This window comes from Streptacidiphilus albus JL83 (assembly GCF_000744705.1).
Taxonomy (GTDB): Bacteria; Actinomycetota; Actinomycetes; order Streptomycetales; family Streptomycetaceae; genus Streptacidiphilus; species Streptacidiphilus albus.
Genome location: NZ_JQML01000001.1, coordinates 3,163,576 through 3,184,645 on the forward strand (window position 1 = coordinate 3,163,576; position 21,070 = coordinate 3,184,645).

At 72.5% G+C, this 21,070-nt stretch carries 21 protein-coding genes; 5 read left to right on the forward strand and 16 right to left on the reverse strand.

Annotated features, from left to right (window positions below; genetic code table 11):
* Nucleotide 1 precedes the first annotated feature (1 nt).
* Nucleotides 2–436, reverse strand: a complete 435-nt coding sequence (locus BS75_RS13610; protein WP_081982301.1) for a very short patch repair endonuclease — start codon at nucleotides 434–436, stop codon at nucleotides 2–4.
* Between the two features lie 252 nt (nucleotides 437–688).
* On the opposite strand from BS75_RS13610, the gene BS75_RS13615 reads away from it, so the two are divergent.
* Complete coding sequence (locus BS75_RS13615; protein ID WP_034088402.1) at nucleotides 689–2,590, forward strand: DUF2075 domain-containing protein; 1,902 nt, start codon at nucleotides 689–691, stop codon at nucleotides 2,588–2,590.
* Nucleotides 2,591–2,687: 97 nt separating this feature from the next.
* Here BS75_RS13615 and BS75_RS13620 read toward each other — a convergent pair whose 3' ends face one another.
* The 4 genes from BS75_RS13620 to BS75_RS13635 are packed head-to-tail and all read right to left on the reverse strand — an operon-like array spanning nucleotide 2,688 to nucleotide 8,154.
* Nucleotides 2,688–4,424, reverse strand: coding sequence for a dipeptide ABC transporter ATP-binding protein (locus BS75_RS13620; protein ID WP_042437195.1), 1,737 nt, complete (start codon nucleotides 4,422–4,424; stop codon nucleotides 2,688–2,690).
* Nucleotides 4,424–5,410 (reverse strand): ABC transporter permease, encoded by a 987-nt coding sequence (locus BS75_RS13625; RefSeq protein ID WP_034088403.1) that lies wholly within the window; start codon nucleotides 5,408–5,410, stop codon nucleotides 4,424–4,426. The genes BS75_RS13620 and BS75_RS13625 overlap by 1 nt, the downstream gene beginning before the upstream one ends.
* Complete coding sequence (locus BS75_RS13630) at nucleotides 5,407–6,435, reverse strand: ABC transporter permease (RefSeq protein WP_081982302.1); 1,029 nt, start codon at nucleotides 6,433–6,435, stop codon at nucleotides 5,407–5,409. Before BS75_RS13630 ends, BS75_RS13625 begins: the two co-directional genes overlap by 4 nt.
* A 15-nt stretch (nucleotides 6,436–6,450) precedes the next feature.
* Nucleotides 6,451–8,154, reverse strand: a complete 1,704-nt coding sequence (locus BS75_RS13635) for an ABC transporter substrate-binding protein (RefSeq protein ID WP_034088404.1) — start codon at nucleotides 8,152–8,154, stop codon at nucleotides 6,451–6,453.
* A 739-nt stretch (nucleotides 8,155–8,893) separates the two neighbouring features.
* Between BS75_RS13635 and BS75_RS13640 the strand changes: the two genes are divergently transcribed.
* Together BS75_RS13640 and BS75_RS13645 are read left to right on the forward strand one after the other, a co-directional pair.
* A complete protein-coding gene (locus BS75_RS13640; protein ID WP_034088405.1) occupies nucleotides 8,894–10,006 on the forward strand; it encodes a nitronate monooxygenase in 1,113 nt (370 codons plus the stop codon).
* 55 nt (nucleotides 10,007–10,061) lie between these two features.
* On the forward strand, nucleotides 10,062–10,565 hold the full coding sequence (locus BS75_RS13645; protein WP_152645666.1) for a hypothetical protein: 504 nt from the start codon (nucleotides 10,062–10,064) through the stop codon (nucleotides 10,563–10,565).
* Nucleotides 10,566–10,575: 10 nt separating this feature from the next.
* Here the strand turns inward: BS75_RS13645 and BS75_RS13650 are convergent, their stop codons facing one another.
* From BS75_RS13650 to BS75_RS13660, 3 genes are all read right to left on the reverse strand, one after another.
* Nucleotides 10,576–11,049 (reverse strand): OsmC family protein, encoded by a 474-nt coding sequence (locus tag BS75_RS13650; protein WP_034088407.1) that lies wholly within the window; start codon nucleotides 11,047–11,049, stop codon nucleotides 10,576–10,578.
* 212 nt (nucleotides 11,050–11,261) lie between these two features.
* Nucleotides 11,262–12,863, reverse strand: a complete 1,602-nt coding sequence (locus BS75_RS13655) for an LCP family protein (protein ID WP_231607764.1) — start codon at nucleotides 12,861–12,863, stop codon at nucleotides 11,262–11,264.
* Nucleotides 12,864–13,010: 147 nt separating this feature from the next.
* Complete coding sequence (locus tag BS75_RS13660; RefSeq protein WP_152645667.1) at nucleotides 13,011–13,373, reverse strand: DUF6542 domain-containing protein; 363 nt, start codon at nucleotides 13,371–13,373, stop codon at nucleotides 13,011–13,013.
* A gap of 408 nt (nucleotides 13,374–13,781) precedes the next feature.
* On the opposite strand from BS75_RS13660, the gene BS75_RS50250 reads away from it, so the two are divergent.
* Complete coding sequence (locus tag BS75_RS50250; protein WP_081982303.1) at nucleotides 13,782–14,015, forward strand: acetylxylan esterase; 234 nt, start codon at nucleotides 13,782–13,784, stop codon at nucleotides 14,013–14,015.
* Between the two features lie 190 nt (nucleotides 14,016–14,205).
* Here BS75_RS50250 and BS75_RS13665 read toward each other — a convergent pair whose 3' ends face one another.
* Nucleotides 14,206–14,649 carry a winged helix-turn-helix transcriptional regulator gene (locus BS75_RS13665; RefSeq protein ID WP_063771423.1) on the reverse strand — a complete coding sequence of 148 codons (444 nt, stop codon included), beginning with the start codon at nucleotides 14,647–14,649 and terminating at the stop codon, nucleotides 14,206–14,208.
* A gap of 113 nt (nucleotides 14,650–14,762) precedes the next feature.
* Here BS75_RS13665 and BS75_RS13670 point away from each other — a divergent pair, with 113 nt between their 5' ends.
* Nucleotides 14,763–15,386 (forward strand): malonic semialdehyde reductase, encoded by a 624-nt coding sequence (locus BS75_RS13670; RefSeq protein WP_034088409.1) that lies wholly within the window; start codon nucleotides 14,763–14,765, stop codon nucleotides 15,384–15,386.
* Nucleotides 15,387–15,471: 85 nt separating this feature from the next.
* Here BS75_RS13670 and BS75_RS48125 read toward each other — a convergent pair whose 3' ends face one another.
* The 7 genes from BS75_RS48125 to BS75_RS49300 all read right to left on the reverse strand — a co-directional run bounded on the left by BS75_RS48125 (nucleotide 15,472) and on the right by BS75_RS49300 (nucleotide 20,909).
* Entirely contained in the window at nucleotides 15,472–16,107 is a 636-nt protein-coding gene (locus BS75_RS48125; RefSeq protein ID WP_152645668.1) for a hypothetical protein, read from the reverse strand.
* On the reverse strand, nucleotides 16,091–16,582 hold the full coding sequence (locus BS75_RS13680; protein ID WP_034088411.1) for an RNA polymerase sigma factor: 492 nt from the start codon (nucleotides 16,580–16,582) through the stop codon (nucleotides 16,091–16,093). The genes BS75_RS48125 and BS75_RS13680 overlap by 17 nt, the downstream gene beginning before the upstream one ends.
* 154 nt (nucleotides 16,583–16,736) lie before the next feature.
* Nucleotides 16,737–17,426, reverse strand: coding sequence for a class F sortase (locus tag BS75_RS13685; RefSeq protein ID WP_042437198.1), 690 nt, complete (start codon nucleotides 17,424–17,426; stop codon nucleotides 16,737–16,739).
* 3 nt (nucleotides 17,427–17,429) lie between these two features.
* Nucleotides 17,430–17,858 (reverse strand): LPXTG cell wall anchor domain-containing protein, encoded by a 429-nt coding sequence (locus tag BS75_RS13690; protein ID WP_034088412.1) that lies wholly within the window; start codon nucleotides 17,856–17,858, stop codon nucleotides 17,430–17,432.
* A gap of 167 nt (nucleotides 17,859–18,025) precedes the next feature.
* On the reverse strand, nucleotides 18,026–18,949 hold the full coding sequence (locus tag BS75_RS13695; protein ID WP_152645669.1) for a L,D-transpeptidase family protein: 924 nt from the start codon (nucleotides 18,947–18,949) through the stop codon (nucleotides 18,026–18,028).
* A gap of 53 nt (nucleotides 18,950–19,002) precedes the next feature.
* Entirely contained in the window at nucleotides 19,003–20,361 is a 1,359-nt protein-coding gene (locus tag BS75_RS44250) for a lytic transglycosylase domain-containing protein (RefSeq protein ID WP_052069404.1), read from the reverse strand.
* 59 nt (nucleotides 20,362–20,420) lie between these two features.
* A complete protein-coding gene (locus tag BS75_RS49300; protein ID WP_160312226.1) occupies nucleotides 20,421–20,909 on the reverse strand; it encodes a hypothetical protein in 489 nt (162 codons plus the stop codon).
* Nucleotides 20,910–21,070: the final 161 nt, after the last annotated feature.

The following is a 21,070-nucleotide window of genomic DNA, read 5'->3' on the forward strand; positions in this document are numbered from 1 at the left end:
TTCAACCGGGGGCCCTTCTGCGGCGTGTCAGTCGACGGAGCATCTGCTCCACCTGCTCCGCGACCTCGTCGGGATCCTCGTGCTCCCAGAAGCGCAGCACTGTCCAGCCCTCGGCCATCAGGTGTTCAGTGGTCTCGCGGTCACGGGCGATGTTGCGATCCAATTTGGTGCGCCACCACTCGGCGTTGGCCTTCGGGCTGGTGGCGTGCTCGGGACAGCCGTGCCAGAAGCAGCCGTCGAGAAACACCGCGACCTTGGGTCCAATGAAGGTGATGTCCACGGTCCGGCGAGCCATTCCGGGCACCCGCCGGTTGACCCGGTAGCGCAGTCCGTGCCCGTACAGCAGTCGGCGCACGGCCAGCTCCTGGGCTGTGTCCTGGGAGGCCTGGCGGCTCATCCGGGAGGCGACAGCCGGAGAAGAGGCAGTGGGCGACATATCATCCAGTCTGTCCCAACGGAGTGGATCACCGCCACACGAGCCGTGTCCCTTCACGCCGTAGCTGCACCCGCTCGCGCCGCGCACCGCGCTGCGCCGGGCGCCGCCGGAGGCCCGGCGGAAACCCGCCCGACGCCCCCGCGCCGCTCCGCTAGAGTCGGTCTGCTCATTCGTCTACGCGGCCCGCCGGACTTCCCCTATGGGACATGTCCCCACCCGCACGAGTTACTTCGTGCTGCCTGGGGGCATTTCTTGCTGTTCCGCGATTCGGCCACTGCCGTCGCTGCTGAGAGCGTGGCCGGCACGCTGGCCCTGCGACTGACCGAGCAGTTCGTCCACGTGCACGGCCACCGGCCCGGCGCGGGCGAGGTGCGTTCCTGGGAGCGGAGTATCCCGTTGGTCGCCAGGGCCCTGGTCGACGCGGGCCTCGGCCAGGTCGAGGTGTTGGTCGAGTACAGCCTGCCGCTCAGCAGCAAGCGGGCGGACGTGGTGCTGGCCGGCCTGCACCCGAGGACCGGCGAGCCCTCCTACGTGGTGGTGGAGCTCAAGCAGTGGAGTTCGGCGACCCCCGTCGACGGCGACCCGGGGCTGTGCCAGATCGACGCGTACGCCCGCCCGGTCCTCAACCCGATCGAGCAGGTCCGGGGCTACTGCAGGTATCTGACGGACTTCAACGGAGCGCTGTCCGAGCATCCGGAGCGCCTGTCGGGGGTGGCCTTCCTGCACAACGCCACCGAGTTCGGCATCAACGGCCTGTATCTGGCCGAGCAGGACGAGCACGGTCGGCTCTTCTCCGGGGAGCGGCGCGGCGAGTTCACCGACTTCCTGAGCTCCCGGCTCTCCCCCACCTCCGGTGCCGCTGCCGCCGACGCGCTGCTCAGCGGCAAGATCGGGCCCTCGCGGCAGTTGATGGCGGTGGCTGCGGACGAGGTCCGTGAGCGCGAGCAGTTCGTGCTGCTGGACGAGCAGAAGGTCGCCTTCCGGCTGGTCCTCGAAGCCGTCCGGCGGGCCCGGCAGGCCGACCACAAGGAGGTGGTCGTGGTCACCGGGGGTCCGGGCACCGGCAAGAGCGTGATCGCCCTCTCGCTCCTCGGCGAGCTCTACCGGCAGGGCGTGTCCGCTCTGCACGCCACCGGTTCCAGCTCCTTCACCACGACCATGCGCAAGGTCGCCGGCGCCAGGAAGAAAGAGGTCAAGGACCTCTTCAAGTACTTCAACAGCTTCATCACCGCCGAGCGCAACACCCTGGAGGTGCTGCTCTGCGACGAGGCGCACCGGATGCGCCAGACGTCCGCGAGCCGCTTCACGCCCGCCGGTGCTCGAACGGGCAGGGCGCAGATCGAGGAGCTGATCGACGTGGCGCGCGTGCCGGTCTTCCTGCTCGACGAGCACCAGGTCGTGCGCCCGGGCGAGATGGGCACCGTGCAGGAGATCGAGCAGGTGGCCGCAGCACGCGGGCTCCGCTGCACGGTCGTGCCGCTGGACACCCAGTTCCGCTGCGGCGGCAGCGACTCCTACCTCCGCTGGGTGCGGCGGCTGCTGGGGCTGGAGGAGGGCGGCCCGGTCGGCTGGGAGCCGGACGGCAAGATGCAACTGCTGCTGGCCGACAGCCCCGAGGAGCTGGAGTCCTTCCTCGACGACAAGCTGGCCGAGGGGTACGGGGCCCGGATGTCGGCCGGCTACTGCTGGCCCTGGACCAAGAAGACACCGCCCGGGGAATCGCTGCCCCACGATGTGCGGATCGGCAGCTGGAGCAGGCCGTGGAACGTCTACGGCGAGCGAGCGGTGAACGGAGCCCCGCCGGCCGCGCTGTGGGCCACCGATCCGGCCGGCTTCGGCCAGGTCGGGTGCGTCTACACGGCGCAGGGTTTCGAGTACGACTGGAGCGGCGTCATCCTCGGCCCCGACCTGGTGTGGCGTCAGGGCCGGTGGGTGACGGACCGGACCAAGTCCAAGGACCCGGCCTTCAAGAAGGGCACCCCGGACGCGGATGTGGATCGCCTCATCCGCCACACGTACAAGGTGCTGCTCACCCGCGGCATGATCGGTACTGCCGTGTACTCAACCGATGAAGAGACCCGCGAACTGCTTCGCACCCTGGTCGCGCCGAGGGTACTGGCTGCCTCGGGCCGGGCGTCCGCTGCATCGAGGTGAGCCGGTGAGCGGCTGAGCAGCTGAGTCCAAAGGCGGAGCCTGGGGGCGGCCCACGTCGCCGCCGGACTCCGCCACCGCGACCCCGCAGCCGCCCGGCTTACGCCGCCGCCCCCGATCGCGCGGCGCGTTGCGCCCTCGCCGCCTCCGGGTCGGGCAGGGGTGCTGCGGCGAGGAGGGACCGGGTGTAGGGGTGGGCGGCGTCGGCGAGGTCGGCGGCCGGTAGGGTCTCGACGATCTCGCCCTGGCGCATGACCGCGATCCGGTCGCTGACCTGGCGGACGACGGCGAGGTCGTGGGCGATGAAGACCAGGGTCAGATCGAAGGCCTCGCGGAGCTCAGCGAGCAGCGCGACGACCTGGGCCTGGGTGGTCACGTCCAGGGCGGAGACCGGCTCGTCGCAGACGACGAGCTGCGGCTTGAGGATCAGCGCGCGGGCGATGGCGGCGCGTTGGCGCTGGCCGCCGGAGACCTGGTGCGGGTAGCGGTCGTGCAGGGTGCCGGCCAGGCCGGCTCGCTCCAGCAGTTCGCCGGCCTCGGCCCGGAGCCGGCCGGCGTCGCGGACGCCCTGGACCCGGAGCGGTTCCGCGACCGAGTCGATGAGAGTGCGACGAGGGTTGAGCGAGGAGGTCGGGTCCTGGAAGACCATCTGCAGCTCCCGGCGGGAAGTGCGCAGGGTCCGGCCGCGCCAGGCGCCGATGTCCTGGCCCCGGTAGAGCACCCGGCCCTCGGTCGGGTCGAGCAGTCGGACCAGGGTCCGGCCCAGGGTGGTCTTGCCGCTGCCGCTCTCCCCCACGATGCCGAGCGACTCGCCCCGTCGGACCGTCAGGTCGACGCCCTTCAGCGCGTGGACGGACGAGCTGCCGCGCGAACCGCCGCCGGGGTAGCGGACGGTCAGGTTCTCGACGACGAGAAGGTTCTCGGCGGAATCGCCGCTGTCGGCCACCGGCGACGGCGCGAGCGGGGCGTCCATCCTGGGCACGGCGGCCAGCAGTTGCTTGGTGTACGCATGCGCCGGTGCGCCCAGGACCGCGCCGACCGGCCCGCGCTCGACGGCCTCGCCACGCCGCAGTACCAGCACGTCGTCGGCGATGCCGGCGACCACGCCCAGGTCGTGGCTGATCAGCACCAGTCCCATGCCGGTCTCGGCGCGCAGGCCGTCCAGCAGGTCGATGATCTGCGCCTGGACGGTGACGTCCAGCGCCGTGGTCGGCTCGTCCGCGACCAGCACCCGGGGGCGCAGTACCAGCGCCATGGCGATCAGCGCACGCTGCCGCATGCCGCCGGAGAACTCGTGCGGGTAGGCCCCGTACCGGCTGGCCGGGTCGATGCCGACGCGGTCCAGCGCCTCGGCGGCGTGGCGCTTGGCGGTGGCCCGGTCGGAGCCGTTGTGCAACCGGTGGACGGCGGCGATCTGCGCACCGACCTTGCGGTAGGGGTCGAGGCTGGTCAGCGGCTCCTGGAAGACCATGGCGAGCTCACTGCCCCGGACCCGGCGGAGTTCCTCGTCGGCGACGGTGTTCACGTCCAGGCTCGGCAGTCCCTCGCGGTGCAGCCGGACGGCGCCGCCGACCTGTGCGGCGGTGCCCCGGTGCAGGCCGAGCAGGGCGAGCGCGGCGGCGGACTTGCCCGAGCCCGACTCGCCGACCAGGCCGAGGACCTGTCCCGGCGCCAGGTCGAAGGAGAGGCCGCGCAGGGCGGTGACAGCGCCTTCGTCCTCGGCGAGGGAGCCGCCGGGGCCGGGGAAGCGGATGCTCAGATCCTCGACCTGGAGGACGGAGGGCGACGCGCCAGGCACAGGCAGGGACGTCTGGGGCTGCGGGACGAACGGACCCATCAGATCCTGACTCTCGGGTCGAGCGCCGCGTTCAGCACGTCGGCAGCGGTGTTGGCGATGATGATCAGGGCCCCGGCGAGCAGCGTGATGCCGCAGACCACCGGCAGGTCCAACGAGGCGGCCGAGTCCACGACCAGCTTGCCCAGGCCGGGCAGCCCGAACATGCTCTCGGTGAAGACCGCGCCGGCCATGGTCGTGCCGATGTCCATGGCGGCCATGGTGGCGATGGTCGGCAGTGCACCCCGGATGGCGTGCCGGGTGACGATCCGGCGCTCGCTCCACCCGTAGGCCCGGAGGGTGCGGATGTGGTCGAGGCCGAGGGTCTCCAGCACGCCGGACCTGGTGAGCCGGGCGTAGGTCGCGGCCGAGACCAGGGCGATGGCCAGCCACGGCAGGATCAGGTTCTGCGCCCACTGCGCCGGGTCCTCGGTGATCGGGACGTAGTTGGGGAAGGGCAGGACCTGCAGCCAGACGCAGGCGCCGACGAGCAGCAGCAACGCCAGGATGAAGACCGGCGTGGAGCTGAGGGTCAGCACGGTGAAGGTGGTCGCCCGGTCCCGGAGCGAGCCGGGGCGGCGGGCGGAGTAGAGACCCGCGCCGATGCCGAGGAGCAGCCAGAGCACGGCCGCGCCGAGGGTCAGCGAGACGTCCACCGGCAGCCGCTGGAGCAGCATCTGGGTGACCGGCTGGGAGCTCTGGTAGGAGTAGCCGAGGCAGGGCGCGGAGCACCAGACGGTGGTCGGGCCGGTGTTGAAGCTGTGCCCGGTGACCAGGGTGGTCAGGAAGGTCCAGTACTGGACGACGATCGGCCGGTCGGTGCCCAGGGAGTGCCGGACCGCCTCCAACTGCGGCGCGGTGCAGCCCTTGCCGCAGGCGAGGACGGCCGGGTCGCCGGGGATCAGGTAGAAGATCGCGTAGACCACGGCGGAGAGCGCGAGCAGCACGCCGAGCGCGCCGAGCAGCCGGCGCAGCAGGAATCTGGTCATCGGTCGGCCTTCTTCCCGTTCTTGCGGAGGCGAGCGGCGCGGGCCTGCTTCGGGTTCCGTACCGCCTTCGGGTCGAGGGCGACGCGCAGCGACTCGCCCAGGGCGGTGAAGGCGAGGACGCAGAGCAGCAGCGTCAGCGCCGGGATCAGCACGTACGTCGGGTCGACCTGGAACCAGGTGGTGGCGCCGGAGAGCATCTGTCCCCAGGAGGGGGTGGGCGGCCTGACGCCCAGTCCGAGGAAGGACAGGCCCGCCTCGGCCACCATGTTGGCCGGCAGCGCCAGCGCGGTGTAGGTGACGACGGGCGCGACCAGCCCGGGCAGGATCTCCCGGCGGGCGATCCACCAGGTGCTCGCCCCGGTCAGCAGCGCGGCGGAGACGTACTCGCGCTCGCGCAGCACCATCGTCTCGGCCCGGACGATCCGGGCCGTCGACGCCCAGCCGAAGGCGGCCAGGATGATGCAGAGCAGCAGCGGGCGCGGGAAGGACGCCGGGACGACGGCGAGCAGCGCGATCGAGAAGAACAGGCTGGGCAGCGACAGTGCGAGATCGGTGAACCTGCTCAGCAGGGCGTCCAGGCGGCGCCCGGCGAGTCCGGCCGAGAGGCCGACCAGCAGGCCGAGCGCCAGCTGGCCGAGGGTGGCCCCGGCAGCGACCGAGAGCGAGATCCGCGCGCCGTAGACGAGCCGGGCGAAGAGGTCGCGGCCGGTGGTGGGTTCCACGCCCAGCCAGTGGTGGGCGCTGATGCCGCCGAAGCTGCCGAGGGGGCTGCCGCCGGTGGCGGAGTTCAGCAGTTCGTCGTGGTAGGTGTCGGGGTCCTGGCCTTCGAGGCCGGTGAGCAGCGGCGCGGCGATCGCGGCCAGGATCATCAGGGCGACCGCGACCAGCGCGATGCGCGAGCCGGGCCGGGACCAGAGCCGGCGCAGGACGGCGGCGGCGCCGCCCGCCGAGCGGTTGCTCGGCGGGACGGCGTCGACCGGCTCCGCGCCCGACCGGGTGTCAGGAGTGGTGCTGGTGGCGGTCATCTGTCTGCGGCCTGGTCACTTGACCGAGACGGAGGCGATGTCGTACCAGCCGCGCCACTGGTCCACATAGGTGTTCTTCACGTGCGAGCCGAAGAGGACCTCGTCGACCGGGCTGTAGAGCGGCACGGTCAGCGCGAGCTTGCCGAGCTGGGCGTCGAGGTCGCCCCATGCCTGCTGGGCGGTGGCGTGGTCGGTGATCTGGTTGATCTTGTCGATCTGGGCGTTCACCGCGGGGTCGTTGAACTGGGCGAGGTTGAAGTTGCCGCCGCCCTTGACGATCTGCCGACCGTCGAAGATCGGGCTGAGGAAGGGCGCGCCGCTCGGCCAGTCGGCGCCCCAGCTGGTGAGGGCGAGCGCGGGCTCGGTGCTGGTGTTGCCGACCTGGCTCTGGAAGTCGGAGTCGTCGATGCCGTTGAGCTGGAGGGTGATCCCGGCCTTGGCGTACGCCTGCTGCAGCGCCGTCGCGTCGGGGGCGTTGAGGGCGGTGTCGTAGGCCAGCGACACGGTCAGCCCGTTCGGGTAGCCGGCCTGGGCCAGCAGCTGCTTGGCCTTGGCCGGGTCGCCGGTGGCGCCGGCCGGGTAGTAGTCGTAGGGGTGGTAGGCACCGGTGAGGCTGGTCGGGTCGAACGTCGTGGCCGGGGTGGCGAGCTGGCTCCCGCCCTCGCCGTTGACGATGGCGGTGCGGTCGACCGCGTAGGAGAAGGCCTCGCGGACCAGCTGGTTGTCGAAGGGCTTCTTGGTGACGTTGAAGGCCAGGTAGGTGGTCTGGGCAAAGGTGCCGGTGACGGTGCGCTTCTTCAGCGCGGGGTTGCCGGCGATCTTGGCCAGGGTGGCCGGGTCCAGCGGGGTGTCGGTGGTGATGGAGTCCGCGTCGTTGCCGATGGAGGCGCTCAGCCGCTGGTTGATGACGGCCGGGGACAGGCCCAGGCTGATGTCGATCTTGTCCGGGCAGGCCAGCCGCTGGCTGTCGGTGGAGCGCGACCAGTTGGGGTTGCGGACCAGGTCCAGCGACTGCCCCTTGGTGAAGCCGGCGATCATGTAGGGGCCGGAGGAGACCGGGTCGGTGTTGTAGTTCTTGCCGGTGTCCTTCGCCTTGGGCACCGGGGCGAACTGGGTCTCCGCCGCCAGGTAGGGGAAGTCGCCCTCGGACTTCCGCAGGTGGAAGACGATGGTGGAGGCGTCCGGGGTGGTGATCGAGGCCAGGTCCGGGTTGCTGCCGTAGGGGCCCTGGTAGCTCTCGCCGCCGATCAGCCAGTCCCGCAGGTACGGCGGTCCGCCGGCCAGCTGCGAGGAGAAGGACCGCTCCACGCCGTACTTGATGTCGGCGGAGGTGATCGCCGAACCGTCGGAGAACTTCAGGCCGGGCTTGAGGTGGTACGTCCACACCGTCGCGTTCTCGCTGGCCTCGCCGGTGTCGGTGGCCAGGTCGGGGACGACCTTGGTGCCCTCGTCGCCCGCGACGCTCTGCCGGGTGGTCAGCGTGCGGAAGAACAGCCGCGGGATGGCGCCGCCGCCGGAGGTGTACAGCACGGCGGGGTCGTAGCCGCTGCTCTCCTTGCTCTGGTCCAGGACGTAGAGGGTGCCGCCCTGGCAGGTGGCCGCGTTGAAGGAGGCGGCACCGGCCGAGTTGGTGGAGCCACTGCTGCCGCAGGCGGTCAGCAGACCGCCGACGAGGAGTGCGGGCAGGCCGAAAAGGGCTATTCGGGCAGGGCGCAGCATGGTGGGGAGTCCTTGGTACGGAGGGAGGGCCCGGGCAGGGGGCAGCGCGCAGCGCGGCACACGCGGGGAGGTGGAGTGAAGCGACCGTGACAGGCCGGACGGCGGGGAGGGGCGACCCGCAGCGCACATCAGCAGCGGGGGTGCCTCGACCGCGGAAGCGTCAACCGCAGTGGGACATCAACAGAGGATGTCGGCGACACAGTGCGCACACACGGCGAGCAGGACCACCCTGTGGGTGGCCTGAGCGAGTGGCGTGCTGTCCGTGTGCATAGGAGTGATGCTAGGCAGCGCGGACAACGAGCGTCAAAACCACCCAGGCCCGGCAAAGCACTCCCGATCCTGACTGACCGTCAATCACCTTATACAGAAGCATAGTTGACACTTACTCCCGTCCTACATCGTCTCAGCGAATCATCCACGATATGGACAGGTGCACCTTTTGTTAGGTTCTGTAGGTATATGGGGGACGCCGCTCTGCCGGAGGCGGCCGTCAGCGCCCCGCCAGCGGTGCTACTGCGCCGAGGTGCACAGCGTGGCCCCGCGCCCCGCGAGGCCGACCTCCAACCGTGCGTAGTCGGCCGCCGGCGCCATCCAGCCCCAGCACCGGAGCGGGCGGAGGTCACCGCCCCAACGGTAGGGCAGCGGAGGCGGGCGCGCCGCGGGACGAAGATCTCCGACGAGCCCCGGCCCGTCCCCGAGTTGCCCGTGCCGACCGCGCCGGTCGTGGCACGATGCGGGCATGACCTCGTCCGCAGTCAGCGCACTCGCCCGGTATCCGGTCTGGCAGGCACCCATGGCCGGCGGGGCGTCCTGCCCCGCGCTGGCGGCTGCCGTGTCCGAGGCCGGCGGCCTCGGCTTCCTCGCCGCCGGATACAAGACCCCCGAGGCCGTGCGGGAGGAGGTCGTGCAGCTGCGCGCGCTGCTCAGCGGGCAATCGCTCGGCGGGCAAACGCTCGGCGGGCAAACGCTCGGCGACCGCCAACGGTTCGGCGTCAACCTCTTCCTTCCGCAGCCGGAGCCGGACGGCCCGACCCGCGCCGCCGTCGCCGAGTACCGGCGGCGGCTCGCCGTGGAGGCGGAGCGGCTGGCGACGCCGCTGGGCGACCCGGACCGGAGCGCCGACGACGACTTCGACGCCAAGGTGGAGCTGCTGCTGGCCGATCCGGTGCCGGTGGTCTCGTTCACCTTCGGCTGCCCCTCCCCCGAGGTGCTGAAGGCCTTCGCCGACGTCGGCACCGTCACCGTCGCCACGGTGACCGGGGCCGCGGAGGCGGTCGCCGCCCGGCAGGCCGGAGCCGACGCTCTCTGCGTCCAGGGCGTGGAGGCCGGCGGCCACCAGGGCACGCACCGCGACGACCCGCGACGCGACGGCAGCGCCCTGGGGCTGCTACCCCTGCTCGCCGAGGTGCGCGAGGCGGTCCCGCTGCCGCTGGTCGCGGCCGGCGGGCTGATGCGCGGAGCACAGATCGCCGCCGTACTGGCGGCCGGGGCCGACGCCGCCCAGCTCGGCACGGCGTTCCTGCCCTGCCCCGAGTCGGGTGCCCATCCGTTGCACCGACAGGCCCTGACCGACCCCGGGTTCGGCTGGACGGAGCTCACCCGGGCCTTCTCCGGACGCCCCGCCCGCGGCCTGGTCAACCGGTTCATGCGCGAGCACGGCGGGTCCGCGCCGTCGGCCTACCCGCAGGTCCACCATCTGACCGCCGGGCTGCGGCAGGCCGCCGCCCGCTCCGGCGATCCGCAGGGGATGGCGCTGTGGGCCGGCCAGGGCCACCGGCTGGCCCGCCCGCTGCCGGCCGGCGAGTTGGTCCGGCTGCTCGCCGAGGAACTGCGGGACGCCCAGGAGTCGTAGACCGGCGGCACCGGGGGGCAGCAGTCGTGCCCGGAATGCGGTTGGATGGCGTTCCATGGCAGCAGTGGTGGAATTCCAGCATCTGGAACAGGCAGCGCTCCCCGGTCACTTCACCGCCGGAGCGCTGCTTCGGCGCTCCGGCGCGGTCAGCGAGGTCGAGCCGGGCTACGGCGGCGCCTGCGGCGTGGTCGGCGACCCGGACGGCACCGAGTACGAGGTGTGGATCGGCATCGCCCACGGGGTGCTGACCGCCGAGTGCGACTGCCCGGAGGCGGAGGCGGAGGCCGACTCCGCCGCTCCGGGAATGTGCGCGCACGGTGTGGCGCTCGGGATCGCGGCGCTGGAGCAGGGCCTGTCCTGGGCCCCGGCGACGCACGGCAAGGGCGACGACGACGACGCCGAGGAGCGCGCGGAGGTCGACGGAGCCGCCGCGCTCGCCGCGCTCACGCCGGTCGAGCAGGGGGCCGTGCTGGCCGCCCTGCTCGAAGCCCACCCCGAACTGCGGTCCGACGCCGAGTCGTTGGCCCTGCTCGCCCTGGGCACCGACGACTCGGCCTGAGCCGGGCCGCTCAGGCCCCCTGGACGTGGACCACGGGTTCGTGGCGGATCGGGAAGTTCACCGAGCGGGCGATGAAGCACACCGCGTGCACCCCACCGTGGAGCGCCCGGGCCTTCTCCACCATCGACGCATCGGTGACGGTCACCTCGGGACGGAGCAGCACCTCGCTGAACTGCCCGCCACCACCCGTGGCGTCCATGACCATCTCTCCGTGGGCACGGTCCTCGTACCCGGTGACGACGACCCCGCCCATCGCACACAGGTGCAGGTACCAGAGCATGTGGCACTGGGCGATCGAGGCGACGAGCAGTTCCTCGGGGTTCCAGCGGGCCGGGTCGCCGCGGAAGGCCGGGTCGGCGGAGCCGAGGATTCCGGGCTTGCCCTCGGCCAGCACCTCGTGGGCGCGGCTGTAGGCCCGGTAGTTGTCCGTACCTGTACCGAGGTCGCCGGTCCAGTCGACGGTGACGTCGTAGCCGTGCGTCATGGGAGATCGTCCTCACTGTCTGCACCGGGCCGCGTCCGGTCGCAGGCACCGGCTGCGGCATGATCGTTCCGATCGTTCGGAACATACCGCAGGGTCAGGACCGTTGAGGTCGCGGCGGCCCAACAGTGGCGACGATCACTGGCGGTGCTTACCTCCAGGGCCCACTCGACGCACAGGTTCCAACCGGCGCACGGGTCACTCGACGCAGGGGCTCACTCGACGCAGGGGATGCCGCCTCCCTGTACCGCGCTGCCCTGGAAGACCAGGTTGGCGGTGCCCGACGGCGACGGAGCCGCACTGCCACCGCTACCGCTGCCGCCGCTACCCGAGCCACCGCTACCGCCACCACCCGAGCCGACGCTGCCGCCGCTGCTCGGCGCGCCGCCGACGGGAGCGCTCGGCAGGGTGAAGCCCGTGCCGAGGATCACCGCTACATGGCCCGCCGTGACCTCCGAGCTGGCCACCGGGGCGGCCACCCCGAGCTTCGCGGCGATCTGCTTCCCGGCCTCCGCCGCGCCCGCGCCGTACAGCACCCGGGTCCTGGCGGCCGGAGCGTGCGTGCTGATCTGGCCCTTGGTGTAGCCGGCCGCCGCCAGCACCGCCGACTCCGCCGCCGCGCCGCCGGTGACCCCGGAGCCGTTGAAGACGTCCACCGTGGCCTGAGCCACCGGGGTGGACCCCGACCCGCCGGCGGAGGCCGCGGCGGAGCCGGCGGCCGAGGCCGACGGCGCCGGGTCCTGGTCGATCAGCGCCTGGACCGTGCTCTGCACCTGATGGACGCTCACGAAGTTGACGTCCTGGGTCCCCTCGCCCGGAATGTAGACGGACTTCAGCGCCGCCACCGGCAGGGTGTTGAAGACGACGTTGCCGCCGGACAGGTTGGGCGCCTGCTGGGCGAAGTCCAGCAGGTTCCACTGGTCGTCGATGACGATGTCCTTCTTCACCACGTCGAACAGGCTCTGCATCCTGCTCACGTCGCCCAGGACGCCCTGCTGCTTGAGGGCGATCTCGGCCGAGGCGATGAACGCCTGCTGGCGGTGGGTGCGGGCGAAGTCGCCGCCGTTGCCGTTGCCCTCGGTGTCCGTCAGGTTGTGCCGCTGCCGGACGAAGGCCAGAGCCTCGGCGGGCGTGCTCAGGGTGTTGATCCCGGCGTGGAAGTTCGCTCCCGAGCCCTGGCCGTTCATGGCCGGGTCGGAGGTCGCGTTCTTCAGACAGACGTTGATCGGCCCGATCGCCTGGGCGATGTCGTAGAAGCCGATCAGGTTGACCTCGGCGAAGTGGTCGATCCGCAGGTTGAGGAACTTCTGCACGGTGGTGATGGTCGCCGCGCGCCCCACCTCCCGGCTCGCCTGCTCCAGTTGCGCCCCCTTGTAGCCCTTGTCCTCCAGAGCTGCCATCGACGCGGCCTTGGCCAGCCCGTAGGCCTCCTTGATCTTGTGCATCCCCTGCTGGGTGCCGTCGCCGTTGTAGGTCATGACGTAGTCGTCGCGCGGGATCGAGAACGCCTGGGCCTTGGCCTTGCCGCCGGCCGGGATGTGAATGACGATCAGGCTGTTGGTGTTGTAGCCGCCGACATCGCTGGAGGAGCCGGCCTGCAGCTCGTCCCGGACCACCCAGCTCGGCAGGTCGTTGCCGTTCATGTCCTTGCGGCTGTCCAGTCCGATCAGCAGCAGGTTCACCGAGTTGTCCAGCTGCGCCGGCGCGTTCCGCTGGGTCATCGACAACACGTCCGAGGTCCGCACCCCGGTCGTCAGCTGACGGTACGAGTACCAGGAGACGCCGGCCGTGAGCAGCACGGCGGCGGAGGCCGTCACGGCCACCGTCCGGCAGACCCGCAGCAGCCGGCCCGAGGGCCTGGCGCCGGCCCGGCGGCCCGGATGCCCCGCTCGGCCGGAGGCGCCCGTCGCCCCCGCTGCCCCGGGCGGTCGGTGTGTCCCGTCCGGCCTGTCCCGCCTTGCCGCTCAGCCACGGCCACGCCCTCTCTCCCGCACCACGCGCACCAGGACAACCAGCAGCACCGCAACCGTGACGATCACCATCACCGGGAAGGCATGCGCCGTCCAGGCCAGCGCATGGGTCGCCAGGGCGGCGCCCGTACCGGCGCCGGAGTCGGTGGCAGCCCGTGCGACCAGGGCGACCAGCAGCACCACCGCCGGGGCGCCGGTCGCAACCCACCAGAGCCCGGACTGCCCGGACAGCCAGGCCGCCGCGACCGCACCGACCACCGCTGACACCGTATACAGCAGTCCCAGTCCGCCCCCGCTCAACACGGCGCCCAGCAGCGGCATACCTACCAGCAGTCCCGGTCCGAGTGGAGCGGGCACGGTCCGAACCGGGGGCGCCGAGCGGCGGCGCTGGGCCCGGCCGGGGTTCGGAGCGCGGCGCGGCGGAGGCACCCGGCCCGGCCGCGACCCCTTCCCCGACTCCGACCCCGCTCCCGACCCCGCCCCCGGAACCGGTCTCGGCGCGGCAAGGGTCGGACTCGGCCCTGCTTCGTCGGGACGCACCCACGAATCGGTCACGATTCACTTCCTCCGCACAAGGGCAACTAGAAGAACTCTCAGTATCAACACACCCGCAGGGGCGTCCGACACGCCTGTCCGGGGTACTTTTCCCGCCGGAACCTGACGGTCCGTGCCGGATCCCGGTGCCGATCGGGGCCGAACGAACCCTCTGCGCACCCGGAACCGGGATATCGGGACAGATCGGCCCGCATCAGGCATCACCCGATCGTGCTAACGGCAGCGAAAGGCCGTTCCCATCCGCCGGGCGCTCCGCCGCCGCCCCGCGGCGAGGGCAGCGGCACCCAGTGGGTCGAGGACTTCATGACCCGGGGCATCGAGGACCCGAACGCCCACTACTACCGGCGGCTGATCACCGACTGCGTGCGCGCCGTGGACGCCGCCGCCGGGCTCGCCCCGAGCTGGTCGCGACCTACCACCGCTACGCGGGGGCCAACGACATGACGGTGTGGCAGTTCGCCGACCACGGCGGCGGCTACGGCTCCAACCCCGGCGTCCAGCTGGAGTGGCTGCGCAAGCTGGGACTCGCCCCGACCGTCGACTGAGTACGTCCGGCGTACCGCGCCCGCCCGGTCAGCCTGCCCTGCCCTGCCCTGTCCTGTCCCGCTGCGTCACGGACGGGGCAGGGTGCCGCTCAGTCCCCGGCGCAGGCGCCGGGCCGGTCCAGGGGGTCCACCCGGGGGTCCGCGGGGCCCAGGTGCCCGCCCGTGCAGGGGCCGTCGTCCGGCAGGTTCTCGGCGGCCCAGGCCGCGAGTTCGTCCATCGCGGGAAGCAGGGCCTGGCCGGCCGGGGTGAGCCGGTACTCGACCGACAGCGGGGGGCCGGGCTCGACCCGCCGCAGCACCAGCCCCGCTCGGGTGAGCCCGGCCAGCCGCTCCGCCAGCACCGAGTCGCTGATGGTGCCGACGGCCCGGCGCAGATCCGCGTAGCCGAGCGGCCCGGGGATCAGGGCCGCCAGCAGCAGGCCGTTCCAGCGCTTGCCCAGGAACCCGAAGGCCTTCGCCAGTGACCGGTCGCAGACCGCGGAGCTGCGCTCCGTCCGCTGTCCGTCACCGCTTCGCGCTCCCGTTCCCGTCATGGATCCAGCATACCCGCGCACTCGCATTGCCGATGGTGCTCGGTTTTTCGAAGTGCTATGTTTTTAGCAGTTGCTTTGAAAATCAGGTATACCGATCCTGGGAGCTGTTCACCATGACCGATCTCTCCGTGGCACCGGCACCGGGTCTGACCGCGCTCGACGCGGCAGGCCGGGCCGCGCTCTTCACCGAGGCCCGCACCGCCAACTCCTTCGCCGACACCCCGGTCACGGACGAGGAGCTGAGCAGCATCTGGGAGCTCGCCCGGTGGGCGCCCACCGCTGCCAACCTCCAGCCGCTGCGCGTGCTCTACGTCCGCACCCCCGAGGGCCGCGAGCGGCTGCTCGGCCACATGGCCGAAGGCAACCGGGCGAAGACCGCCTCGGCCCCGGCCGTCGCGGTGCTGGCCGTCGACAGCCGGTTCTACGAGCACATCCCGCACACCCTCCCGTTCCGGCCCGAGCTCAAGGACGTCTACGAGGGCAACGCGGAACTGCAGCAGCGGGCCGTCGACTTCAACGGCCCGATGCAGGCCGCCTACTTCATCCTGTCCGTCCGCGCCCACGGCCTGGCCGCCGGTCCCATGGGGGGCTTCGACCGGGAGGGCCTGGACGCGGACTTCTTCGCCGACGGCCGGTGGAAGTCGATCCTGGTCGTCAACATCGGCCACCCCGGCGAGAACCCCTGGTTCGACCGGCTGCCCCGGCTCGACCACGAGGAGATCGTCCGCTGGGCCTGAGCCCGGCGGTCGACCACGTCTCCGGTCAGCCCATCGAGCTTCAGCGCCTCGGGCTTCAGCGCCTCGGGCTTCAGGGCGTCAGCCTTCAGGGCGTCGAGGTCGCACTGGCGGCGCGGTGCGTGGCCGTGGACCTGGCCGAGGTGGAGGGCTGCGCGGTGGCCGAGGCCGAGGGCGTGTTCCGGGTCGAGGGCGCCGCGCTCCCGCCGTACGCGCTCGACGCGGTCGGCCCATGGGTCGCCGTACCCGAGCCGGCCCCGGTCCCGGCACCTTGGCCGGTACCGACACTGGCGCCGGCACCGGTCCCGTCGGCCGGGCCCCCGGGCACCACCGGAGAGGAGGTCGGGCCGGCCGCCGGCGAGCTGCTGGTGGACGGCGCCAACGACGCGCCGCCGCTCTCCACGACGCTCGGAGCCTGCGGCGACCGGCTGCCGGTCGCACCGGGTGCGGCCGGCCCCACCGGCAGATAGGTCGAGCGCTGTCCGCCCGATCCGTTCAGCAGCAGCGGCCCGGTCACGCAGGCGGCCAGCACCAGGGCGGCGACTCCGCCGCCCACCATCGCCCGGCGTCGGCGCCGGCGGGCCGCCGTGCGCCGGATCCCGTCGAACGCCCCCGGGGGCGGCGGCAGCAGGGTGGTGTCCGGGCGCAGCAGCAGGATCAGCGGGTCGTCATCGTCGTCCGCAGCCGGGCCGTGCTCGTCCGGCTCCTCAACGCGTGTAATCAAGATGTCTCCCCAGCTCGGAGCGAAGCAGTTCGCGTGCCGTGTGGAGATCGGACTTGACCGTCCCCTCGTTGCGCCCGGTCAACGCGGACACCTCCCGGATCGGCAGGTCCGCGTAGTAGTGGAGCAGCACCGGTGTCCGCAGCCGCTCCGGCAGCGACTGCACCAGCATCCGTACACCGGGGTTGCCGTGCTCGCCCTGGCTCCCCACCACCGCCTCGTTCCCGACCTGGCGCATGGCCCTCCGCTCCCGTTCCATCTTCCGCCAATGGTCGCGCACGAGGTTGGCGACGGTGACATAGAGGAAACCACGCGGTTCGTCGACCTTGGTCCAGCGCGCCCAGAGCCGGGCGAACGCCTCGGAGGCGATCTCGTGCGCCGTCCCGTCGTCGTCGACGAGGCGGCGGCACCAACCGGCGAGCTGCGGATAGACGGCAGCGAACAGGTCGGATGCCGCGCTGTCCTGGGACCGGGTCAACGCTCTCCTCGTCAGTGGCGGAAGTCGGCGGGAAGCCGGCGGGAAGCCGGCGCAGGCCGCTGGGGGCGGGTCCGGGGCCGGCCGGGCCGCGCCGCGTCCCCCCATGGAGGAGGAGACGCAGGCGCGACCCGGCCGGATCCCGTCGGCCGGTCCGTCAGTCGCCGGTGCCGGAGGTCAACGAGGCGTAGACGATCACGTTGTCCGGATACCCCTGGCCGTTCGCGCCCCGGGGCCCGCCGCAGGTGATGAGACGCAGGGCAGGGTGGTCGACGTTCCCGTAAACGGCGTTGGTCGGAAAAGCCGACTTCGGCGCCAGCTGCACCTTGTCCACCGTGAACACCGCCGACGCCCCGTCCTGGAGCAGCACGGTCACCTGGTCGCCCGGCTTCAGCTGCGACAGGTGCAGGAAGACGCCGTTGCCGAACTGGCCGACCGTCACGTGCGCCAGGATCACCGCCGGACCGGTCTGCCCGGGCGTGACCGAGTTCCGGTACCAGCCGGCCGGGGCGTTCGCCTCGATCGGCGGCACCTGCACGGTGCCGTCCGGGTTGAGGCCGAGCTGCATCAGCGTGGTGTCGACCCCGATCGAGGGAATCTTCAGCCGGACCGGGACCGAGCGCGCGAGCGGCTTCACCGTCGACGCGGCGTCGGTCCCCGGGCTGCCGGTACCCGTGCCCACGGCGGACGGGAGGACGGCGCCGACACCGGAGGCTCCGGCCTGCGCAGTCGAGCTACCGGCACAGCCGGCGACGGAGCCGACCACGGCCGAGGCCAGCAGCAGGGCTGCGGCCCAGCGCCGGGATCGACGGACGCGGGGGGACTGGGTGCTGCCGTTCGCGCTCAAGAATCAGCCCTGGACCTTCGACCTGCGACGCAGCACCACGGTGCCGAGGCCGCCGACCAGCAGCACGGCCGCGCAGGCACCGCCGATGGCCACGTCGTTGTTGCCCGAACCGGTGGTCGGCACGCCGGTGTCCGGAGCACCCGCAGGCACGGAACCGACCTGGGGCGAGGCCCCAGTGCCGCCGGCAGCCGGAGCGGCGCTGGAGCCGGGCGTCGCGGTGCCCCCGGCGGGAGCGGCGCTGGTGCTGGGCATCGCGGTCGCCCCGGAGGACGGCGCGGAGCTGGCCCCCGGCTGCGGCGTGGACGTCGCGTGCACCTTCGGAGTCGCCGACGCCGACGGGGAGGCCGCCATGGCCGGGGCGGCCGGAAGCAGCACGACGGCTGCGGCCAGGGCCATGGCGGCGAAGTTGTTCCTACGACTGCTGCTGCGCATGGACTGCTTCTCTCTGTCGACCCGCCGGCCCGGGACTGCTGAACTGCAGGGCCGTTGGCGGGCGGCTGGGTGTGATGTCGCGCGGAGAGACGACGCAGCCGGAGCGCAGGTTGTAAAGGAATGGCAAAATGCTGATCGGTACTTCGACCGGTGGCTCGACCGGTGCCTCAGTCGATGGCGATGACCGGGTGCCGGGTCGGGTCGATCCAGTGCATGACCTGCGTCAACACCGACTCGGGCAGGGCGACGCAGCCGGCCGTCGCACCGCGCTGCGGGCCGAGGTCGTGCAGGAAGATGCCCGCCCCGCGCCCCGGCACGGCCGGGTCCATGTTGAAGTTGATGACCAGTGCGTTGTGGTACTGGACCGGGTAGTCGACGAGGTGCTCGCTGCCGTCGGCGCCGTTCTCGGTGAGCGGGAATCCGCCCTGGGCGGCGGTCCGCATCTGGTTGTAGTAGCGCGAGGCCGGGTCCTCGTCCCACCAGTCCTGGGAGCTCACCCGGTGGTACGGCATCCTGGTGCCGGGGTCGGCGCCCACGCCGAAGCCCTGGGTGATGGTGAAGGTGCCGGTCGGAGTGGTGTCGGTGTTCTGGTGCCGGGTGGCGCCGTTGGTGATGCCGTTGGCGCCGACCCGCGCGGCAGTGGTGCTGAACTCCTCGACCCAGCGCGTTCCGTTCTTCTGCCAGGCCGCGACCGTGGCATAGGAGCCGTGGGCCAGCACGGTGATCACCTGGGTGGCCCGGCCCACCGCCACCGGCACCGGGAACGGCCGGGCCGGCGGCACGGCCGCCTTGGAGCCGGACGGCAGTACCAGCGCCTCGCCGACCCGGATGACATAGGGGGCGGAGATGTGGTTGGCGACCGCCAACGCCCGCCAACCACCGGGGACATGCTCGGCGACGGCGATCCCGGAGAGCGTGTCCCCGGCCCGCACCACGTAGCCGCCGGACACCGCCCCGGTCACGGCGGAGGCGGCTGCGGCTGTCGCCAGGCCGACGACAAGCACCCCCGCCGTGGCGGCGGACACCACGGCGGTCCGCCAACCGCGTCGGGAGGACGGGCGGTCGGCGCTGCGGATCGGACGACGGACCACGGGGCACGCTCCTGGGTCTGCTGGATGTGTGCCCCGATCCTGCCAGCCGGGGGTCAACCCGTCCGCCGCATCGCCCGGTACTCAGCCGACTCACGGTCGGCTCCCAGCGGGACCGCCGCGCGCAGCAGCGAGGCGGGCTGGAACAGCCCGGCCAGCCGGAACAGGTGGACGGGCGGCCTCGGCGGGGCCGACACGGGCGGCGACACGGGCGGCACCACCACCGGTGACGGGACCGCAGGCAGCCGACCGGGCGCGGACGGCACCGGCGGCGACGGCACGGGCGGTGGCGGAGGCGGCACCGTCGTCGGTGGCGCCGGCGGTACCGGCGGCGCCGGGACCGGCGGCGGGGTCGGTCGGACGGGCGGCGGCACCGGCGTGGGCCTGGGCGTCGGCACCGGGGGCGTCGGCGCCGGGGGCTTGGGCATCGGGGGCTTGGGTGCCGGAACCGGCGTCGGCTGCACCGGTTTGGGGGCCGGCGGCAGCGGGGTGGGCGTCGGCCTCGACACGCCCCTGCGGAAGTAGGCCGCCCAGCTGCGCACCGCCGCGACATACGTGGCGTCGTCGTTGTAGCTGAGCACCGCGCGACGGAACTGCGCCGGATCCGCGAGGTCGGTCCCGTTGGCGCAGAGGTAGCGACCGGCGGTGAGCGCGGCGTCGAAGACGTTCTGCGGGTCCGCCACCCCGTCGCCGTTGCCGTCCGTGCCCCACTCCTCCCAGGTGGTGGGCATGAACTGCATCGGACCGACGGCGCGGTCCCAGGTCCGGTTGCCGTCCAGCCGACCGTGGTCGGTGTCGGGCACCGCTGCAAAACCGTTCCTGCCGTCGAGCAGCGGTCCGTAGATCGGCGGGTAGCTGGTCCCGTCCGCCTGCACCCGCCCGTTGTAGGCCTGGGTCGACTCGACCTGACCGATCGCGGCCAGGACCGGCCAGTCCAGCCGGCAGTACGGTCGCCGGACCCGCAGCCGCGACTCGGCCGACAGGTAGGCGAGGAAGACGGTGCGCGGCAGGCGCGGCGTGCGGCGCGGCGGCAGCGGGATCGAGCCGGGCGCCGAGCTCCCGGTAGCCGTCGCATCGGCCGATGACTCGTCAGTTGCCGTTCCAGACATGCCGGTTGCCGGCTCCAGAGCGTCCGAGGAGGTGTCCGTGCTGTCGTCGTCGGAGGCGGGTGCGCCGTCCGGGACCAGCTGCGGACCGTTGACCGGCAGGGCCAGTACGCCGACCCCGGGAACCCAGACCTGCGAGCCCGAGGGCCCGGTGGGCGACGACGGCAGCCCGAAGGGCAGCAGCCCGGCGGCGTCCCCGCCGCCACCCCCGACCGCTCGCCCGCCCGCCGGTGCGATCACTGCGGCGGCCGTCCCCCGCCCCGGCCCGGCCCCGGCCATCAGCAGCGCCAGCAGCGCGCCCGAGGCCACGACCCGAAGCCTGCCCGACCCACCCGCCGTTCCGCGCGCCCGTGCCCGCGCCCCCACCCTCAACCTCGGGGGACGGGTCGGCGACGGTTGAGGAAGACCACTGCGAGCGCCGTACCCAGCGCGAGCAGGACCGCCGTCACCAGCCGCTGGGTCGACGGCGGCCGTCCGGCCTGTGCGCCGGTGGACGTCCCGGCCACGGCGGCCGGCCGCTCGACGGCCGGTGCGGCGTGGACGGCCGACCCCGGTGGCAGTTCCAGGCCCGCCCCGACTTGCTGCCCGTGCGCCACCGCATCGCTGCTCAGCGAGGTTTCCACCCCGGTCCGCGCGGACTCGGCCGCTCCGAACGGCCGCCCGAACGGTGCGTCCGCCCATGGGTTGCCCGGCGCGGCCGAGGTCGTCCGGGCCTGCCGGGCGGTCTGCTGCGGGGCGGCCGGGAATCCGCCCGGGAGGGGCAGCACCGGAACGGCGGCCAGGGCTGAAGGGGAGCCGAGGAGGATCACCGCACCGACGGTCACCGCAGTCGCCGCGATTCCACTGGTTCTGGACATCTGACGTGCAATCCCTTCTGACGGGCAGCGACGGCCTCAGACCTCCGCCGGAATGGCGCGGCCTGCGTCGCTCTCCAAGAAGATGCACGTATTGACGGTTTTCACGGTTGTCTGCCCGGCATGCCGCCCGGGAACCGTCCGAATGTCGTACTGATCGGCCA

What these genes read in the sequence shown, in the direction of transcription:
- BS75_RS13610 (WP_081982301.1), bottom strand. Translation starts at nt 436, where the DNA reads ATGTCGCCCACTGCCTCTTCTCCGGCTGTCGCCTCCCGGATGAGCCGC.
- BS75_RS13620 (WP_042437195.1), bottom strand. Translation starts at nt 4,424, where the DNA reads ATGGGTCCGTTCGTCCCGCAGCCCCAGACGTCCCTGCCTGTGCCTGGC.
- BS75_RS13625 (WP_034088403.1), bottom strand. Translation starts at nt 5,410, where the DNA reads ATGACCAGATTCCTGCTGCGCCGGCTGCTCGGCGCGCTCGGCGTGCTG.
- BS75_RS13630 (WP_081982302.1), bottom strand. Translation starts at nt 6,435, where the DNA reads ATGACCGCCACCAGCACCACTCCTGACACCCGGTCGGGCGCGGAGCCG.
- BS75_RS13635 (WP_034088404.1), bottom strand. Translation starts at nt 8,154, where the DNA reads ATGCTGCGCCCTGCCCGAATAGCCCTTTTCGGCCTGCCCGCACTCCTC.
- BS75_RS13640 (WP_034088405.1), top strand. Translation starts at nt 8,894, where the DNA reads ATGACCTCGTCCGCAGTCAGCGCACTCGCCCGGTATCCGGTCTGGCAG.
- BS75_RS13645 (WP_152645666.1), top strand. Translation starts at nt 10,062, where the DNA reads ATGGCAGCAGTGGTGGAATTCCAGCATCTGGAACAGGCAGCGCTCCCC.
- BS75_RS13650 (WP_034088407.1), bottom strand. Translation starts at nt 11,049, where the DNA reads ATGACGCACGGCTACGACGTCACCGTCGACTGGACCGGCGACCTCGGT.
- BS75_RS13665 (WP_063771423.1), bottom strand. Translation starts at nt 14,649, where the DNA reads ATGACGGGAACGGGAGCGCGAAGCGGTGACGGACAGCGGACGGAGCGC.
- BS75_RS13670 (WP_034088409.1), top strand. Translation starts at nt 14,763, where the DNA reads ATGACCGATCTCTCCGTGGCACCGGCACCGGGTCTGACCGCGCTCGAC.
- BS75_RS13690 (WP_034088412.1), bottom strand. Translation starts at nt 17,858, where the DNA reads ATGCGCAGCAGCAGTCGTAGGAACAACTTCGCCGCCATGGCCCTGGCC.
- BS75_RS49300 (WP_160312226.1), bottom strand. Translation starts at nt 20,909, where the DNA reads ATGTCCAGAACCAGTGGAATCGCGGCGACTGCGGTGACCGTCGGTGCG.